The organism is Rhizobium sp. P1_E6, from assembly GCF_056405875.1.
In genome coordinates this window covers 1-590 of the sequence record NZ_JBFUBG010000362.1, presented here as the reverse complement: position 1 = coordinate 590, position 590 = coordinate 1, and the positions used below count along the sequence as shown (strand labels likewise).

1 pseudogene is annotated in these 590 nt (G+C 54.9%); it reads left to right on the top strand.

From position 1 onward, the window contains the following. Positions 1-590, top strand: a pseudogene (locus AC1D35_RS36755) (hypothetical protein); the annotation flags it as partial.

Below are 590 nucleotides of genomic sequence, written 5' to 3'. Positions count from 1 at the left end.
GGCTTGTCTCGGCTGCCAGAAACATCGACTGGCGCCAGCTCGAGGAAATTCTAGGACCGCTCGCACAAGCTTCCCGGGATTGCTGGCAAGCGATCGCGACCCCCGGCGTCAACACCGACGCAGCCTGGATTGTGTTGCAATCGCTCATATCCAGAACGGAAGCGATGGCTGACGGCTCATACAGGGTTGAACACGATCAGTCCAAAAATCTCCTCACCTATCACGGTCTGATCAAAAAATTTATTGACCATAGCGAAGAGATCGAGTTCCGGACCACCGAAATCGCCAGCCTGAAATTCCCGCTAAAACTGACAGAAGTGATGCAGGTGGACTCCAAGCGCAGTCCAGCCGTGCAGCTGGCGGATGTAATGATCGGCGCAGCCATTGAAGGTGCGAACACTATGGCCGGGATGCGTGCAGGCGGCCTGGATCCTGAAGAAATTTCCAAGACGTATGCCGACGGGCAGTTCATACACATGGCTCCGATGATCGATTTCGAAGAAAACCGCCGTTTCCGCAAAGGCTCGCGATCATCCGAGATGATTGACTATTTCGCCGAGCACTTCTCCGATCAGGAGAAGCGTGGGAGC